This is a genomic window from Streptomyces flaveus, from assembly GCF_014647675.1.
In the GTDB taxonomy this organism is placed as follows: Bacteria; Actinomycetota; Actinomycetes; order Streptomycetales; family Streptomycetaceae; genus Streptomyces; species Streptomyces flaveus.
Window position 1 is genome coordinate 1 of record NZ_BMPQ01000064.1, and the last position, 16,395, is coordinate 16,395.

Below are 16,395 nucleotides of genomic sequence, written 5' to 3' on the forward strand. Positions count from 1 at the left end.
CGGAGGGGTCGGCGGCGGAGACGGTGGCGGGGGCGGCGGCTCATGGTGACTACGGCGCACCCGGCCTGACCCCGCCACCCCGCTGGGTCCAGAAGTTCCCTGCTCTACCTGTTCGACATTTCGAAAGTTTCGACTCACGGAACTTCGTAGAACACCGCCCCCTTCCCCGTACACTCCCGGCGGCCGTAATGTAGGAAGCGCTTTCTAACCGGTCGACGCCCTCCCGCGTGACAGACCGTGGCGATTCGAAACTTTCGCTGGTCCTCGGGACGGGGGCCGGAGAGGTGGGCTTCCATGGTGCGTACCGGGAGCGTGGCCGGGCCGACGCTGGCGGTCGTCGCCCGCGAGGCCGGGGTCTCCGTGCCGACGGCGTCGAAGGTGGTCAACGGCCGGGAGGACGTGGCGCCGGAGACCCGCCGCCGGGTCACCGAGGCGCTCGACCGGCTGGGCTACGTACGCAGACCGCGGTTCGACGCGGCGAAGCCGCCGGGTCTTGTCGACCTCGTCGTGCACTCGCTGGACTCCTCCTGGTCGGGCGCCGTGCTGCACGGAGTGGAGGAGGCCGCGCACGACGCGGGCCTCGAGGTGGTCGTCTCGGCCGGCCTGACCCGGACGCGCGGTGGCCGTCCCGAGCGCGGCTGGCTGGACAAGCTCTCCACGCGCGGCTCCGCCGGTGTGCTGTTCAACCTGGCGGAGCTCACCCAGTCCCAGTACGCCTGGCTGGACCAGCACCGCATCCCGTTCGTCCTGATCGACCCGGTGATCGATCCGCCGCCCGGCGTGGTCTCGGTCGGCGCCGCCAACTGGCAGGGCGGTGTCACGGCCACCGAGCATCTGCTCGCTCTCGGTCACGAACGGATCGCGGTCATCGCCGGCCACCGGCGCAAGATGTGCAGCAGCGCCCGCGTCGCCGGTTACCGCTCGGCACTCGCGGCGGCCGGGGTCCGCCACCGGCCCGAGTACGTCCGTTACGGCGGCTTCAACGAGATCACCGCCCACCGCCGCATGCTGGAACTCCTCGACCTGCCCGAACCGCCCACGGCCGTCTTCGTCTGCTCGGACAAGATGGCCCTCGGCAGCTACCGGGCCCTGGCCGAACGCAAGTTGACCGTCCCCGACGACATGAGCATCGTCGGCTTCGACGACCTGCCCGAGGCCCACTGGTCCACACCCCCGCTGACCACGGTCCGCCAGCCTCTGTCGGAGATGTCCGCGACAGCGCTGCGCCTGCTGGTGCGGATCATGGCGGGGGAACGCCCGGAGGGGACGCGGACGGAGCTGTCCACACGGCTGGTGGTGCGGGAGAGTACGGGGCCGGTGCCGGGGTCCGTGTAGGGCCTTACCTACGGCTGAAGTCGCGCCGCCCACGTGATGCCGCCGAGCAGATGCGCCCGGAAGTCCGGGTCCTCGTACGCCTCCTATGCGTGCCCGAGCGCGGTGTAGAAGACCCGCCCGGCCCTTGCTCCCGGCACCACACCAGCGGAGGGTCGTCGCCCATCCCGCCTCCGTCGTACGAGGGCAGTGTCGGTGTCGGCGTAGAGGGCGGTTTCGAAGGCGCGGTCCACGGTGCCGGGTGTACTCGTACTCACGTGTTCGATCGTGTCACGGCTCTTCGGGGTGGAGGGCGCCCCGCAGGAGCAGCGCGTGTACGAGGTGGTCGCGGGTCGTCGGCCGGTAGCGCCAGGTCAGGGGCCAGGTGAGGCCGCCCAGGGCGGGGACCGGGATGTACGAGACGCGGTTCGGGCCTGCGGTGAGACGGGTGACGCCGTCGGGCCAGGAACGGTAGGAGGTGCTGCCGATTGGCACCAGGAAGTAGACGGCGCGCCCGCCGTTCGCTTCCTCGACCACCGGGCCGGGGGTGCCGCCCGTCATCCGCGCGAGGCGGTCGGCGAGGGCTCGGCCTTCGTCGCCGTCCACGCGTACGGCGTCACTTCGGGGACCTCGTCTGCGATCTCGGGGTCGAGTGGGGGCTCGTCGAGGTTTACCTCGTCACTTTGCGTATCCATGCGGACAGTTTCCGTAGGCGCGGCTAGCGTTTTCATGACTTTGCGTTGCCGGTCGACCACGGTCGGGAGCGAGGGGTGGCGAGTTGGGACCGGTTGGTTTCGGTTGAGTGCGGAGGTGACCGCGATGGCGCGGGCGGAGAACAAGACGGAAGCGGGCGGTACGGCGCGCATGGTGGCCGCCCTGGCGAAGGCGTTGCGCGAACAACAGGGGCTTTCGCAGGAGCAGTTGGGGAAGCTGATCGGGTACACGGCGGCGGCGATCAGCGCGATGGAGACGTGCGCGCAGCCCGCGAGTGATCAGATGCTCGTCAAGCTGGAGGAGGTGCTCGGGGGTGGGCTGGGGGTGTTCGAGAAGGCGCGGGCGTTGATGCGGCTGGAGAAGTACCCTGCCCGCTTCCGTGGCTTCTCGGAACTGGAGGCCGAAGCGGTCACGATCTGCTCGTACGAGACGCTGGTCGTCGACGGCCTGTTCCAGACCGAGGAGTACGCGCGGGCCCTGATCGGCGGCGGCTATCCACCGGTGTCCGAGCAGAAGCGCGAGGAGCTGGTCGAGGCGCGGCTGGCCCGCAAGGTCCTCTTCGACCGGGAGCCGACCCCGTTGATCGAGCTGATCCTCGAAGAGAGCGTGCTGCGGCGGCCGTTCGTCAGCTGGGAGATCCATCGCGGACAACTGCGCTCGCTCGCTGAGGACGCCCGGAGGGACAATGTCTGTGTGCAGGTGCTGTCATTGGAACGCGGTCTGCGCGGAACGTACGCGGGCGCTCGCGGCCCCATGAAGCACGTGGAGACCGAGGACCACCAGCACGTCGTCTACCTGGAGGTCGAGGACCAGGGGATTCTGGTCAGCGATCCGGGAGAGGTATCCCAACTGGCGCACCGCTATGCGAAGATCCGCGCACAGGCACTGAGCCCCGACGAATCACTGGGCCTCATCGAGAAGCTGGCAGGAGAAGAACGATGACCGGCACCGGCACCCTTCGCTGGTTCAAGTCGAGCTACAGCGACGACGGCGGCGGCAACTGCCTCGAAGTCGCCTACGACTGGCGCAAGTCGTCGTACAGCGACGGCGGCGGCGGCAACTGCGTCGAGATAGCCACCTGCCCCCAAGCCCACGCCACCACCATCCACATCCGCGACTCCAAGAACCCGGACGGGCCCACCGTCACCGTCACCTCCGCGGCTTGGACCGCCCTCCTCCCCACCCTGCGCACGAAAATGTGACACTCGCACCCCCATGTGTCACATTTCCGTGCGCACACCCCTCCCCCGGCAGCCTGCCCTGACGACGGCGGGACCGTGCCCGGACTGACTGCGGTTCACCCGGAGGAGAGTCGGCACCGTCTACCGAGCCGTGCTCGCCATGCTGGCCGAGCACGGGCCGCCACCAGCCGTCAGTACCACTACCGGAACTGGCCGGACTTCCAGGTGCTCCTCCAGAAAGCATGCGAGGCGGAGCTGGACCGTCTGCTGGAGGTGGCGGGCTGCACCGGCGGCACACTGCCTCCCCCGTGGCCCTGCCTGTCCGACGGGCGGTGCGGTCCGCCGGAAATTCGCGCGACATGACGTGATGGCTCTGGAACGCTACGGGCCTGTGGACTGGAGGCGAACGAGCTGAGCCGGCATTGGATGGGTGATCGATGAGCTTCACGCTTGAGGGACCGGTTCTGGAAGGCACGCTCGTACGTCTGGAGCCGCTGGATCACCGCCATGCCGCGGACCTGGCTGTGGCGGCGGAAGAAGACCGGACCTCTTATCGGTTCACGTGGGTGCCCACGGCAGCCGAGGTCGAGGGCTATATCGATGCCCAGCTCACCCGTGCCGCTGCCGGGAAGCTGGCCCCGTACGCGCAGGTGGAGCAGGTGTCGGGGCGGGCAGTTGGCGTCACGGCCTACTGGGACCCGCGGCTGTGGCCGGACGGAGACAGTCTGTGCGCGATCGAGGTCGGCTTCACCTGGCTCGCGGCGTCGGCCCAGGGCACAGGAGTGAACACCGAGGCCAAGTACTTGCTGTTCCGGCACGCGTTCGAGAACTGGGGAGTTGCACGCCTCGACTTGAAGACGGATGCACGTAACAGCCGTTCGCGGGCCGCGATCGAACGGACGGGCGCACGCTTCGAAGGCGTGCTGCGGAACTGGTCCCCATCCTGGGCGCCGGGCGAGAACGGCGGACTCCGTGACTCCGCGATCTTTTCGATCATCGCAGCGGAGTGGCCGGACCGCAGGGCGAGACTCGAGCAGCGAATGGCTCGTGGCCTCGAACGAAGGCAGCCGACGGCAGATGTCCCCGCCCCGAACTGAGCCCGGTCACCTGCGCCGAGGGACGCTGGTTCGGCAACCGGTCTGGCGTGGGGCGTCGGAAACTGTCCACGTTCATTCGTACGCGGTTCTGCGGTTCCACAGGACGCGTGGCCGTACCGAAGGCAAGCCGCAGGCCCCAGCTCGGCTGGACGACGCGGGCAAGGCGTCGGGCCCGGACGTGTCCGATTCCTACAAGACCGCGGCCCAACTGCCTGCCTACGGTTGCCGCATGACTCCACGATTCGATGCGATCGGCATGGTGGCCTCCGACATGGCCGCCTCAGTCACCTTCTACCGCCGCCTCGGATTGGCCTTCCCCGAGGGCTCCGAGAAGCAGCCGCACTCCGAGGCCGCACTGCCGGGCGGGCTGCGTCTGATGCTCGACAGCGAGGAGACCATCCGCGAGTTCGCGCCGGAGTGGCAGCCGCCGAGCGGGGGCGGGCGTATGTCGTTGGCCCTGCTGTGTGAGAGCCCGGCCGAGGTCGACTCCGTGTACGAGGAGATGGTGGGCGCCGGGTACGGCAGCGGGCTCAAGCCGTGGGACGCCGACTGGGGGCAGCGGTACGCGACCCTGCTCGACCCGGACGGCAACGACGTCGGCCTGTTCGCTCCGCTACCCGGAGCGGCCCAGTAGCTCGCCCAACGGCATGCCCGCCAACTCCCGTACGTCCCGGGCCAGATGGGCCTGGTCGGCGAACCCGGTCCGCGCCGCCGTGTCCGCGTAGGGCACCCCGGCGCGGGCCAGGGCGAGAGCGCGCTGCAGCCGTAGGACCCGGGCAAGGGTCTTGGGGCCGTAGCCGAAGGCGGCCAGGGAACGGCGGTGCAACTGGCGGGCGCCGACGCCGAGTTCGTCGGCGGTGGCGGCGACGGGGCGGCCCGCGTGGAGGGCGGCGACGACCTGTTTCAGCAGCGGGTCGGGGGGTGCGGTGCTGGAGGCCCAGCGCAGCGCCACCTCTTCGAGGCCGCTTGCCGGGTCGTCGGCCGCGTTCACGTGCGCGGTGAGGCGCCGCACCTCGGAGCGAGAGCGGAGGTCGGCCAACTCCACGCGCTGGTCGCGCAGTTCGTGTGCGGGCACCCCCAGGAGGGTGGGCGCGGTGCCGGGGTAGAAGCGGACGCCCGCCCAGGATTGCGGCGTGCCCTCGGTGACGTATGCGTGTGTGTCGGGTCCGGCGACCAGCAGCCGTCCCTCGTTCCACAGCAGGTCCATGCAGCCGTCGGGCAGGACGCGCCCGGCGCCGGTGTCGGACGGGGTGTTCGTCCAGACGACGGCGCCCGCAAGCCGGGAGGGCCGCTCCGCGTACACGTACGCCAGGTTACGCCGCTCTCGTCCGATGCTCCTGCGGACTGACCCCGTACACCCGCTTGAAGGCGCTGGACAGGGCGAACGCACTGCCGTAACCGACCTGGCGGGCGATCGCGCCGATGGTGTCGTCGGTGTCGCGCAGCCGGTCCGCGGCGAGGGCGAGGCGCCAGCCGGTCAGATACGTCATCGGGGGCTCGCCCACGAGTTCGCTGAAGCGGCGGGCGAGCGCGGCCCGGGAGACGCCCGCCTTCGTGGCGAGCGAGGCGACGGTCCAGGGGTGCGCCGGGTCGTCCTGGAGGAGCCTGAGCACCCGGCCCACGACGGGGTCCGCGAGAGCCTGGTACCAGCCGGGCGCCTCGGCTTCCGGGCGGGAGAACCAGACCCGTAGCGCGGCGATGACCAGCAGGTCGAGCAGCCGGTCGAGGACGACCTCCTGGCCGGGCTCGTCGCGCACGATCTCCTCGGTGAGCAGCGGAGTGAGCGGGCAGGCCCATTCGTCGGAGGTCAGGCGAAGCAGCGGGGGCAGGGTGTCGAGCAGCCGGCCGTTGATCTCGCCCTGCATGGTGTACGTCCCGATCAGTATCACCGTGGAGCCGTCGAGCCGGTCGCCCCAGGTGCGGACGCCGAGGTCCATGACCCCGTTCAAGGAGCGGCCGTCGGGGTAGAAACACTCGGCGCCCGGCCCGATCAGCGCCTGCGGCGGGGTGGAGGGGTCGTCGGCGCAGGTGTACGGGTCCGGGCCGCGCGCGATGGCGAGATCGCCGGCCCGCAGGAACAGCCGCTCGCCCTCGTCCGGCATGACCCAGGCGTCGCCGCGGACCATGAGCATCACCGTGAGCGGGGCGCGATCTTCGATACGTACGCACCACGGCGGATCGAAACACGCTCGGATCATGAAGGCGCCACGTGCGCGTGGACCTTCCAGAAGGCCTGCAAGGGCGTCCATGAGGCCAGAGTAGACGCGCGCTTATGGGAACGAGAGGTTCAGCGATGTTCCCTTTCCGCGCAGGGCAGTTCACTCGATCTCATGACGGAAAACACGCGGAACAAGACGCTGTTGGTGACGGGAGCCTCGGGCAAGACGGGGCGCAGGGTGGTGGAGGCGGCGCAGGCGGCGGGATTCGACGTACGGGCCGCGTCGCGCGGTGGCGCGGTGCGCTTCGACTGGGCCGACTCCGCCACGTGGGACGAGGCGCTGCGCGGCGCCGACGCGGCGTATGTGGCGTATCCGGGGGACATCGGCGCGCCGGGCGCCGCCGAGAGCATCGGTGCCCTCGCGGGGCGGGCGCTGGAGCTGGGCGTACGGCGGCTGGTGCTGCTGTCGGCGCGCGGTGAGGCGCAGGCGGAGCCGGCCGAACGGGCGGTGCGGGAGTCGGGGGCCGAGTGGACGGTCGTGCGGGCGGACTGGTTCATGCAGAACTTCAGTGAAGGGCTGCTGCTGGAGGGGGTGCGCGGTGGTGAGTTCGTGTTCCCGGCGGGCGAGGTGCCGGTGCCGTTCATCGACGCGCGGGACATCGCGGACGTCGTGGTGAAGGCGCTCACCGACTCCTCGTACGTGGGGCGGACCCTGGAGATCACCGGGGCGCGGCTGCTGTCCTTCCGTGATGCCATGGCGGAGATCTCGGCCGCGGCGGGCCGGGAGATCCGCTATGTGCCGGTGTCGGTCAAGGAGTACGGCGCCATGCTGACCGATTTCGGACTGCCGGCCGAGGAGGTCGCGTCCTTGCAGGAGGTCTTCGAGGCGCTGCTCGACGGCAGCAACGCGCAGACCACCGCCGGGGTCGAGCAGGTCCTGGGCCGCGCCCCGCGCGACTTCACGGACTTCGCGCGGGAGCACGCGGCACAGGGGGTGTGGAAGGTCTAGCCCGGCGGTCGATCCTGCGCGGGCGGCTCGTCGCCGTTCTTGGGGGTGCTCTTGACGTGGGTGCGCAGCCGTGAGGTCACGTCCTCCGGGGGGAGGAAGCGGGACCAGCGTTCCGGGAACTCGGAGGGCATGTCCGGGTCGTCGGGGTCGGCGGCGGCTCGGGCGGCGGCCGCGCGGGCCACGATGTCGGCGGCCTGTGCGGCGCGCAGCTGCTCGTTGACGGCGCGGGCGGCGGCCGTGGCGGCGGCCGGCCAGACCCGGTCGATGGCGGCGTTGACGGCCGCTCCGACGAGTACGGCGAAGGCGGAGACGCCGATCCACAGCAGTACGGCGACGGGGGCGGCCAAGGAACCGTAGATCGTGGGCCCTTCGACCGTGTTGGACAGATAGATCCGCAGCAGGAAGCTGCCCAGTACCCACATGCCGAGCGCGACCAGGGCGCCGGGCACGTCCTCGATCCATGGGGAGCGCACGGGTACGGACACGTGGTAGAGCGTCGTCAGGAAGACGATGGACAGGACGATGACGACGGGCCAGTACAGGACCTGTACGACGGTTGTCGACCACGACACGAGGTTCACCACGGCGTCCGGGCCCGCGACCATCAGCGGCAGTGCCACGGAGCCGATCAGCAGCGCCACTATGAACAGCAGGAACGCCATCAGCCGGGTCTTGACTATGCCGCGGACGCCGTCGAGGCCGTACATGACGGTGATGGTGTCGATGAAGACGTTCACCGCGCGCGAGCCCGACCACAGGGCGAAGAGGAAGCCGAGGGAGATGACGTCGGGTCTGCCGCCCTTCATCACGTCGTGGAGGATCGGCTGGGCGATCTCCGTGACGCCCTTGTCGGACAGGATCGTGCGGGAGGCTTCCAGCAGGTTGGTCTCGAGGCTGACGATGGTGTCGGCGCCGGTCCAGGAGTCCACGTAGCCAAGCAGTCCGAGCATGCTCAGCAGCAGGGGCGGCACGGAGAGCAGGGTGAAGAAGGCGGCTTCGGCCGCAAGGCCCAGAATCCGGTATTCGATGCAGGAGTTGACGGTGTCCTTGAGGAGCAGCCAGGCGGTCTTCCGCTTGGAGACATTCCGGTAGAGAGCACGTGCCCGGTGAAGCCGACCGGGGGGGCTCTCTGGTGTTTCACTTGCTGGCTGCACGTTCCTAACCGTATCGGTCGCGACGTGCGTTCTTCACCCTCCGCACTCGTAGGTGACGGCCGCCCTACCCGGGGGTAGTTTTCTGGCATGGCAACCGGCACCCACGCAGTGACGAACCAGGTTCCGCCCCTTGTCGGCTATGACGTCTTCGGCGCCGACCGGGTGCTGACGGAAGCGGTCGAGCGGCATCTCGATCCCGGGCTGCTCGACGAGGCGCGCGACGAGCTGTCGCGGCTGGGGCGCACCGCCGGTTCGGTGCAGGCTCAGGAGTGGGGGGTGCTGGCGAACGAGAATCCGCCCAGGCTGCGTACGCACGACCGCTACGGTCACCGCATCGACGAGGTCGACTTCCATCCGTCCTGGCACCGGCTGCTGGGCAAGGGCGTCTCGGCGGGCCTGACGGCGGCGTGGGGACGACCTGGCGGGCATCTGCGGCGGGCGGCCGGGTTTCTGGTCTGGACGCAGGTCGAGGCGGGCAACGGCTGCCCGCTGTCGATGACGCACGCGGCGGTGCCCGCGCTGCGTACGGACCCGGAGCTCGCGGCCGAGTGGGAGCCGCGGCTCACGTCCACCGTGTACGACCAGGGGCTGCGGCCCGCCTCGCAGAAGGCGGGCGTTCTCTTCGGCATGGGCATGACGGAGAAGCAGGGCGGCAGCGACGTACGGGCGAACACGACGGTGGCGCGTCCGCTCACCGAGGACGGGACGTACGAGCTGACGGGCCACAAATGGTTCTGCTCGGCGCCGATGTCGGACGGTTTTCTGGTGCTGGCGCAGGCGCCGGGCGGGATCACGTGCTTCCTGGTGCCGCGTGTGCTGGAGGACGGTACGCGCAATGTGTTCCTGATCCAGCGGCTGAAGGACAAGCTGGGCAACCGGTCGAACGCGTCGAGCGAGGTCGAGTTCGACGGGACCTGGGCGCGCCGGGTCGGGGACGAGGGGCGCGGGGTGCGCACGATCATCGAGATGGTCGCGGTGACCCGGCTGGACTGCGCGCTGGGCGCCGCCTCTCTGATGCGGCAGGCGGTCGCGCAGGCCGTGCACCACTGCACCTACCGCGAGGCCTTCGGCGGCAAGCTGATCGACAAGCCGCTGATGCGCAACGTACTGGCCGATCTCGCCCTGGAGTCCGAGGCCGCGACGACGCTGTCGCTGCGGCTGGCCGCCGCGTACGACGACGGGAGTGAGCAGGAGCGGGCGTTCCTGCGGATCGCCGTGCCGGCCGCGAAGTACTGGGTGACCAAGCGCTGCACACCGCTCGTCGTGGAGGCGTCGGAGTGCCTGGGCGGCAACGGGTACGTGGAGGAGTCCGGGATGCCGCGGCTGCTGCGCGAGTCGCCGTTGAACTCCATCTGGGAGGGCGCGGGCAACGTCCAGGCGCTGGACATCCTGCGGGCCATGCAGCGCGAGCCGCATGCCCTGAACGCCTATCTGCAGGAGATCGGCCGGGCCCGTGGCGCCGACCACCGGCTGGACGGGGCGATCAAGAACCTGCTGGCCGAACTCGCCGACCTGGACGGCATCGAGGGCCGCGCCCGGCGCCTGGCCGAGCGGATCGCGCTGGTGCTCCAGGGCGCGCTGCTCGTCCAGTACGCGCCCCCAGAGGTCGCCGACGCGTTCTGCGCGTCGCGTCTCGGCGGGGACTGGGGAGCGGCGTTCGGGACCCTGCCGCACAGCCTGGACCTGGCCTCGGTGGTCGAGCGGGCGCGGCCCGTCTCCTAGTCGGGGCGTAGGCAGGCGTACGACACAAGGGGGGCGCGGTGTTGAACCGGCGCCTCCCTCTCGTACCACCTATTCCGGCGTATTCGCCCAGGCCCGGCGACATCTGACGTACCATCCCTCCCACGGCTCCCCATACCGTCCGCCCGGTTTCAACGCACTGATCGGTAAGGGCAGTTGGCCGCCAACGCGGGAGGAACGATGGCGTATCGAGGCAGGCACCGCCGCCGGAAGAAGGGGCGCGCGCTGCGTGCGAGCCTGGCCGGGACCGCTCTCGCCCTCACCGTCGCCGCGGGCCTCATCAGCACGTCACAGGCCGCGAGCAGCGACAATCCGGGCGCCCTCACCGCGCTCAGCTCCTCGTCCGAGACCGACAAGCTCCAGCTGCAGGAGAACCTCGTCGGCGAGGACACCCTCGACGCCCTCGAGAGCGGGATGGGCGGGAACATCGGCGTGGACGGCGTCCTGAAGAACGCCAACCACCAGATGCGTAACCGGGCCGACTGCGGCGCCCAGGAGAAGGCCGCGCTGCCTGTCGAGCCGGCCGCCACGCGCGCCTACTGCTGGGCGGACAGCGACGCGGGAACCCAGAAGTGGCTGCCCCAGTCGGTGACCACCTCCGGGGACTCCGACGAGGACGGCAGGTGGGGTTCCAACCGTGTGATCCTCTCCGGCTGGACGCACGACGGTCAGGCAGCGGGCGCGAAGGAGGACGAGGGCCTCGCCCGGGTCGCCTTCATCGACGCGAACGACCCGGGGAACCTCAAGTACCGCTGGGTCCTGCTGGTCGCCCCGCTGGACGGCGGCAAGGACTTCGAGGCCGTCCGCTCCCGTATCGGCGGCATGGTCTGGCACCAGGACAAGCTGATCGTCACCGCCAGGAACGGCGCCGTCGGCAACGACGCCCTGTACGTCTTCGACATGAACCGCATCCTGCGCGCCGACGTCATCAGCGGCGCCGTCGGCAAGGTGGAGGACGGCTGGTCGGCGCACGGCTACCGGTATGTGATGCCGGCCATGGGCTCGTACAGCCTCACCGGCGGCGCCTGCGACGCCACCACGAACGACCGCGTCCCCTGCCTCGCCTCTGTCTCCCTGGACCGCACCTCCGCCCCGGACAGCCTGGTCGCCAACGAGTGGTTCCGCCCGGACAGCGGCGAGCCGGGCCGCGTATGGCGTTACGACTACAGCACCGTGAGCCACCGCACGGGTCTGCTCGCCACCGACACCCGCGGACGCGTCCACGCCGAGGAGGCGTACGAGACCGACGCCGTCGGCCTGCAAGGGGTTCTCTCGCACCGGCCGAACGGCGCGAGCGAGCCGAACTGGTACGCCGGGCACGCACCGGGCGCGGGCGACGGGCACGGCACGCTCTGGAGGCAGAACAAGAGCGTCGCGAAGGCCGCGAAGTGCGGCGGTGACGAGTCGTACGCCTGCTGGGGGCGGGACACGCAGTCGCTGTCGTACTGGCAGGAGACCGGCGAGCTGTGGACGCTGACCGGTCGGGCGACGACCTCGGCGAACAAGGTGAACGACCTTCCCGGGCGGGCGGCGGACAAGGTCACCGCGTGGCAGCAGAACGCCGTCTCCGAACGGGTGTTGTACGCGGTTGAGCTGTCCGCGGTGGACCGCTCGTTGGAGTGAGCCGTTGGTGATCCGTTGGTGAGCCGTTTTTTGAAGCGGGGCTCGTCTTCGTGGTATCGCTGACCCGCATGAGCATCGCTGTCACCACCTGGTCGCTGGAGCAGACCTCTCCGGCCGACCTGCTGCCCGCCGCCGAGCCGGCCGGCGACGTCCGGATCGTCCGCTCCGAGGTGCCCTCGCCGGAGTTCAGCCGCTTCCTGTACACCTCGGTCGGCGGCGACATCCGCTGGACCGACCGGCTGGGCTGGACGTACGCCCAGTGGCAGGAGGATCTGGATCGGCCGGAGGTCGAGACCTGGGTCGCGTACGAGCGCGGGACGCCCGCCGGATACGTACAACTGGAGGCGCAGGCCGAAGGCGTCGTGGAGATCGTCTACTTCGGGCTGATCCCGGCCTTCCGGGGCCGGCGGATCGGCGGACACCTCCTGTCGTACGGAGTCGCGCGCGCCTGGGATCTGGCCGAGCGCCGGCCGGGCAGGCCGCCGACGAAGCGCGTCTGGCTGCATACATGCAGCAAGGACGGGGAGCATGCGTTGGACAACTACCTGCGGCGCGGCTTCAAGCTCTTCGACACCAAGGTGGCCGAGGAGCCGGACATCGCCACCGCAGGTCCCTGGCCGGGGGCACTGCCCGCCTGACCTGGTGAGACCGGGAAACACAAGCCCCGCGTCAGGTCTTGTGACCAACAACACCCTTGTCTCACGATACGGGACAAGGGTGTCCGCATCGCGGACGAAGCTGGACTCTGTCCAGATCGCCATGACACGCTTCCGTCATGTCTGGAACTGGAATTGCCTTGGTGAGTCGGCGCCACGTCGACCTCGGCCGCATGTCCAGCGCCATCTGTCCGGCGAGCTGAGCAGCTGCATCCGACAGGGCCCTCCGGTCCCGGGCAGCACCGCCGCCGAACCCCTCCCCTTTGCCTCGCCTTGCGCAATGACGCGCGCGCATACCCCCATGCGCCCCCATACGCAGGTCTCGAGTCGCTTTCCCCGTCTGTCCCGAAGGACGTAAACCATGGCCGCCACCCCACAGAAGCCTGCTGCCGCCGCGCCCCGCCGCAAGGTGAGCCGTCACCGCGGCGAGGGCCAGTGGGCCGTGGGTCACTTCACCCCGCTCAACGGCAACGAACAGTTCAAGAAGGACGACGACGGTCTCAATGTGCGGACACGCATTGAGACGATCTACTCCAAGCGGGGCTTCGACTCGATCGACCCCAACGACCTGCGTGGCCGGATGCGCTGGTGGGGCCTCTACACCCAGCGCAAGCCCGGGATCGACGGCGGCAAGACCGCGATCCTGGAGCCGGAGGAGCTGGACGACAAGTACTTCATGCTGCGGGTACGGATCGACGGCGGCCGGCTCACCACCGAGCAGCTGCGGGTGATCGGCGAGATCTCGCAGGAGTTCGCGCGCGGCACCGCCGACCTCACCGACCGGCAGAACGTCCAGTACCACTGGATCCGTATCGAGGACATGCCCGAGATCTGGGAGCGCCTCGAAGGCGTCGGCCTGTCCACGACCGAGGCCTGCGGTGACACGCCCCGTGTCATCCTCGGCTCGCCCGTCGCCGGGATCGCCGAGGACGAGATCATCGACGGCACCCCCGCCATCGACGAGATCCACCGCCGGATCATCGGCAACAAAGACTTCTCGAACCTGCCCCGCAAGTTCAAGTCCGCGATCTCCGGCTCCCCGCTCCTCGACGTGGCGCACGAGATCAACGACGTCGCCTTCGTCGGCGTGAACCACCCGGAGCACGGCCCCGGTTTCGACGTCTGGGTCGGCGGCGGCCTGTCCACCAACCCCAAGATCGGCCAGCGGCTTGGCACTTGGGTGCCGCTGGACGAGGTCGCGGACGTCTACGAGGGCGTCATCTCGATCTTCCGCGACTACGGCTACCGGCGCCTTCGTACGCGCGCCCGGCTGAAGTTCCTGCTCGCCGACTGGGGCGTGGAGAAGTTCCGTCAGGTGCTCGAGGACGAGTACCTGAAGCGGAAGCTCATCGACGGCCCGGCGCCCGACCAGCCGGTCGCGCGCTGGCGCGACCACGTCGGGGTGCACCGGCAGCAGGACGGCCGGTTCTACGTCGGTTTCGCGCCGCGGGTGGGCCGGGTGGACGGCACGACCCTCACGAAGATCTCCGAGCTGGCCGAGGCACACGGCTCGGGCCGGCTGCGTACGACCGTCGAGCAGAAGATGATCGTGCTCGACGTGGAGGAGTCGAAGGTCGCCTCGCTCGTCGAGGGCCTGGAGGCGCTCGACCTCACCACCAAGCCCTCGCCGTTCCGGCGCGGCACGATGGCCTGCACGGGCATCGAGTACTGCAAGCTCGCGATCGTCGAGACCAAGGCGCGCGGGGCCTCGCTGATCGATGAACTCGAGCGTCGCATCCCCGAGTTCGACGAGCCCATCACCATCAACATCAACGGCTGCCCGAACGCCTGCGCCCGTATCCAGGTCGCGGACATCGGTCTCAAGGGCCAGTTGGTCCTGGACGACAAGGGCAACCAGGTCGAGGGCTTCCAGGTGCACCTCGGCGGCGCGCTCGGCCTGGAGGCCGGTTTCGGCCGCAAGGTCCGTGGCCTGAAGGTCACTTCGGAGGAGCTGCCGGACTACGTCGAGCGGGTCCTCAAGCGCTTCGAGGCGGAGCGCGAGGAGGGCGAGAGGTTCGCCACATGGGCGGCTCGGGCCAGTGAGGAGTCGCTGTCATGAGCCTTCTCCTCTCGGTCGTGGCCATGAGCGCCCTTCTGTGTGCCGGCGCGGGCGCGGTGATCGGCGCTCTCGCAGGTCACGTACGCATGGATGCGGACGGAGGGCGGCAGCGGTGAGCGAGCGAGCCGCGCCGTTCTACTGCCCGTACTGCGGCGACGAGGACCTGCGTCCCAGCGAGCAGGGGCACGGGGCCTGGGAATGCGGAGCGTGCAATCGAGCCTTCCAGTTGAAGTTCCTCGGGCTGCTGTCCCGGGGGCTTCAGCGCACCGACGGTGGAGGGGAACAGATATGACCACGGTTCAGACAGAGCCGGATCCGGATATCGAGACGGATCCCGACGCGGAACTGAAGGCGCTCGCCGAGCAAGCGGGCCGTGATCTCGAGGACGCGTCCGCGCTCGAGATCCTTCAGTGGGCCGCGAAGACCTTCGGCAAGAAGTTCTGTGTGACGTCCTCCATGGAGGACGCGGTTGTCGCTCACCTCGCCGCCCGCGCCATGCCCGGAGTCGACGTCGTGTTCCTCGACACCGGCTACCACTTCCCCGAGACCATCGGCACCCGCGACGCGGTCGAGGCCGTGATGGACGTCAACGTCATCACGCTCACCCCGCGGCAGACCGTGGCCGAGCAGGACGCCGAGTACGGGCCGAAGCTGCACGACCGCAACCCCGACCTGTGCTGCGCGATGCGGAAGATCAAGCCCCTGGAAGAGGGGCTGACGAAGTACACCGCATGGGCCACGGGCCTGCGCCGCGACGAGTCCCCGACCCGGGCGAACACCCCGGTCGTCGGCTGGGACGAGAAGCGCCGCAAGGTCAAGATCTCGCCGATCGCCCGCTGGACGCAGGACGACGTGGACGCGTACGTCACCGAGCACGGCGTCCTCACCAACCCGCTGCTCATGGACGGTTACCCCTCTGTGGGCTGCGCCCCCTGCACCCGCCGCGTGCTCGAGGGCGAGGACGCGCGCGCCGGCCGCTGGGCGGGCCGCGCCAAGACCGAGTGCGGGCTGCACGGCTGACCATGACCGCGACCATGAACGCGCTGCCGAGGAACCAGGAGAACCAAGTGACCGGAGCCACGATCTGGCTCACGGGTCTGCCGAGCGCCGGCAAGACCACGATCGCGTACGAGCTGGCCGACCGGCTGCGTGCGGAGGGCCACCGCGTCGAGGTGCTCGACGGCGACGAGATCCGTACGTTCCTGACGGCGGGCCTCGGCTTCAGCCGCGAGGACCGGCACACGAACGTGCAGCGCATCGGCTACCTCGCCGACCTGCTGTCCCGTAACGGCGTCAAGACGCTCGTTCCGGTGATCGCGCCGTACGCGGACAGCCGGGAGGCGGTGCGCAAGCGCCACATGGCCAGCGGCACCGCGTACCTCGAGGTGCATGTCGCCACGCCGGTCGAGGTGTGCTCCGAGCGCGATGTGAAGGGGCTGTACGCCAAGCAGGCGGCGGGCGAGATCTCCGGGCTCACCGGGGTCGACGACCCGTACGAGGAGCCCGAGTCGCCCGATCTGCGCATCGAGTCGCACACCCAGTCCGTGCAGGAGTCCGCGGCCGCGCTGCATGCGCTGCTCACCGAAAGGGGTCTCGCATGACGACCGTCGCCACTGTCTCCGAGGAGACGGCCAGCCCGTACGCGCTCTCCCATCTGGACGCTTTGGAGTCGGAGGGTGTGCACATCTTCCGT

The 16,395-nt window shown here is 69.7% G+C and carries 19 protein-coding genes and 2 pseudogenes; 15 read left to right on the forward strand and 6 right to left on the reverse strand.

All coding sequences use genetic code 11. From position 1 onward, the window contains the following. Positions 1-294: 294 nt before the first annotated feature. Positions 295-1,335: a LacI family DNA-binding transcriptional regulator gene (locus tag IEZ21_RS46195; protein ID WP_189327803.1), complete on the forward strand. Its 1,041-nt coding sequence runs from the start codon at positions 295-297 to the stop codon at positions 1,333-1,335. Between the two features lie 8 nt (positions 1,336-1,343). Here IEZ21_RS46195 and IEZ21_RS46200 read toward each other — a convergent pair. From IEZ21_RS46200 to IEZ21_RS48340, 3 genes and pseudogenes are all read right to left on the reverse strand, one after another. Next, positions 1,344-1,516 (reverse strand): annotated as a pseudogene (locus IEZ21_RS46200) (ThuA domain-containing protein); the annotation flags it as partial. An 86-nt stretch (positions 1,517-1,602) separates the two neighbouring features. Continuing rightward, positions 1,603-1,917: a hypothetical protein gene (locus IEZ21_RS46205; protein WP_246568955.1), complete on the reverse strand. Its 315-nt coding sequence runs from the start codon at positions 1,915-1,917 to the stop codon at positions 1,603-1,605. After that, positions 1,869-2,006: a hypothetical protein gene (locus IEZ21_RS48340; RefSeq protein WP_246568957.1), complete on the reverse strand. Its 138-nt coding sequence runs from the start codon at positions 2,004-2,006 to the stop codon at positions 1,869-1,871. The genes IEZ21_RS46205 and IEZ21_RS48340 overlap by 49 nt, the downstream gene beginning before the upstream one ends. A gap of 124 nt (positions 2,007-2,130) precedes the next feature. On the opposite strand from IEZ21_RS48340, the gene IEZ21_RS46210 reads away from it, so the two are divergent. From IEZ21_RS46210 to IEZ21_RS46225, 4 genes are all read left to right on the forward strand, one after another. Next, positions 2,131-2,967, forward strand: coding sequence for a helix-turn-helix domain-containing protein (locus IEZ21_RS46210; protein WP_189327817.1), 837 nt, complete (start codon positions 2,131-2,133; stop codon positions 2,965-2,967). Beyond that, positions 2,964-3,227 (forward strand): DUF397 domain-containing protein, encoded by a 264-nt coding sequence (locus IEZ21_RS46215; RefSeq protein WP_189327804.1) that lies wholly within the window; start codon positions 2,964-2,966, stop codon positions 3,225-3,227. Before IEZ21_RS46210 ends, IEZ21_RS46215 begins: the two co-directional genes overlap by 4 nt. Positions 3,228-3,643: 416 nt before the next feature. After that, positions 3,644-4,303 (forward strand): GNAT family N-acetyltransferase, encoded by a 660-nt coding sequence (locus tag IEZ21_RS46220; protein ID WP_189327805.1) that lies wholly within the window; start codon positions 3,644-3,646, stop codon positions 4,301-4,303. A gap of 229 nt (positions 4,304-4,532) precedes the next feature. After that, positions 4,533-4,937, forward strand: a complete 405-nt coding sequence (locus tag IEZ21_RS46225) for a VOC family protein (RefSeq protein WP_189327806.1) — start codon at positions 4,533-4,535, stop codon at positions 4,935-4,937. Here IEZ21_RS46225 and IEZ21_RS46230 read toward each other — a convergent pair. Both IEZ21_RS46230 and IEZ21_RS46235 read right to left on the reverse strand, forming a co-directional pair. Beyond that, positions 4,917-5,606, reverse strand: a complete 690-nt coding sequence (locus IEZ21_RS46230) for a helix-turn-helix domain-containing protein (protein WP_189327807.1) — start codon at positions 5,604-5,606, stop codon at positions 4,917-4,919. The two genes, IEZ21_RS46225 and IEZ21_RS46230, sit on opposite strands and share 21 nt — an antisense overlap. A 10-nt stretch (positions 5,607-5,616) precedes the next feature. Beyond that, a complete protein-coding gene (locus IEZ21_RS46235) occupies positions 5,617-6,552 on the reverse strand; it encodes an AraC family transcriptional regulator (protein WP_189327808.1) in 936 nt (311 codons plus the stop codon). An 81-nt stretch (positions 6,553-6,633) separates the two neighbouring features. On the opposite strand from IEZ21_RS46235, the gene IEZ21_RS46240 reads away from it, so the two are divergent. Further along, positions 6,634-7,470 (forward strand): NmrA family NAD(P)-binding protein, encoded by an 837-nt coding sequence (locus tag IEZ21_RS46240; RefSeq protein WP_189327809.1) that lies wholly within the window; start codon positions 6,634-6,636, stop codon positions 7,468-7,470. Here the strand turns inward: IEZ21_RS46240 and IEZ21_RS46245 are convergent. Beyond that, positions 7,467-8,624: a YihY/virulence factor BrkB family protein gene (locus IEZ21_RS46245; RefSeq protein WP_189327810.1), complete on the reverse strand. Its 1,158-nt coding sequence runs from the start codon at positions 8,622-8,624 to the stop codon at positions 7,467-7,469. The genes IEZ21_RS46240 and IEZ21_RS46245 overlap by 4 nt on opposite strands. Before the next feature lie 87 nt (positions 8,625-8,711). Between IEZ21_RS46245 and IEZ21_RS46250 the strand changes: the two genes are divergently transcribed. From IEZ21_RS46250 to IEZ21_RS46285, 9 genes and pseudogenes are all read left to right on the forward strand, one after another. Then, positions 8,712-10,346: an acyl-CoA dehydrogenase family protein gene (locus IEZ21_RS46250; protein WP_189327811.1), complete on the forward strand. Its 1,635-nt coding sequence runs from the start codon at positions 8,712-8,714 to the stop codon at positions 10,344-10,346. A gap of 198 nt (positions 10,347-10,544) precedes the next feature. Continuing rightward, positions 10,545-11,987 carry a hypothetical protein gene (locus IEZ21_RS46255; RefSeq protein WP_189327812.1) on the forward strand — a complete coding sequence of 481 codons (1,443 nt, stop codon included), beginning with the start codon at positions 10,545-10,547 and terminating at the stop codon, positions 11,985-11,987. A gap of 68 nt (positions 11,988-12,055) precedes the next feature. Next, on the forward strand, positions 12,056-12,625 hold the full coding sequence (locus tag IEZ21_RS46260; protein WP_189327813.1) for a GNAT family N-acetyltransferase: 570 nt from the start codon (positions 12,056-12,058) through the stop codon (positions 12,623-12,625). Between the two features lie 137 nt (positions 12,626-12,762). Next, positions 12,763-12,846, forward strand: a complete 84-nt coding sequence (locus IEZ21_RS49070) for a putative leader peptide (protein ID WP_309486338.1) — start codon at positions 12,763-12,765, stop codon at positions 12,844-12,846. Positions 12,847-13,004: 158 nt separating this feature from the next. Continuing rightward, a complete protein-coding gene (locus IEZ21_RS46265) occupies positions 13,005-14,702 on the forward strand; it encodes a nitrite/sulfite reductase (protein ID WP_189327814.1) in 1,698 nt (565 codons plus the stop codon). A 112-nt stretch (positions 14,703-14,814) separates the two neighbouring features. Beyond that, positions 14,815-14,994 carry a hypothetical protein gene (locus IEZ21_RS46270; RefSeq protein ID WP_189327815.1) on the forward strand — a complete coding sequence of 60 codons (180 nt, stop codon included), beginning with the start codon at positions 14,815-14,817 and terminating at the stop codon, positions 14,992-14,994. Then, complete coding sequence (locus IEZ21_RS46275; RefSeq protein WP_189327816.1) at positions 14,991-15,722, forward strand: phosphoadenylyl-sulfate reductase; 732 nt, start codon at positions 14,991-14,993, stop codon at positions 15,720-15,722. Before IEZ21_RS46270 ends, IEZ21_RS46275 begins: the two co-directional genes overlap by 4 nt. Positions 15,723-15,724: 2 nt before the next feature. After that, on the forward strand, positions 15,725-16,303 hold the full coding sequence (cysC, locus tag IEZ21_RS46280) for an adenylyl-sulfate kinase (RefSeq protein ID WP_245685696.1): 579 nt from the start codon (positions 15,725-15,727) through the stop codon (positions 16,301-16,303). Continuing rightward, positions 16,300-16,395, forward strand: a pseudogene (locus tag IEZ21_RS46285) (sulfate adenylyltransferase subunit CysD); the annotation flags it as partial. The gene cysC and the pseudogene IEZ21_RS46285, both read left to right, overlap by 4 nt.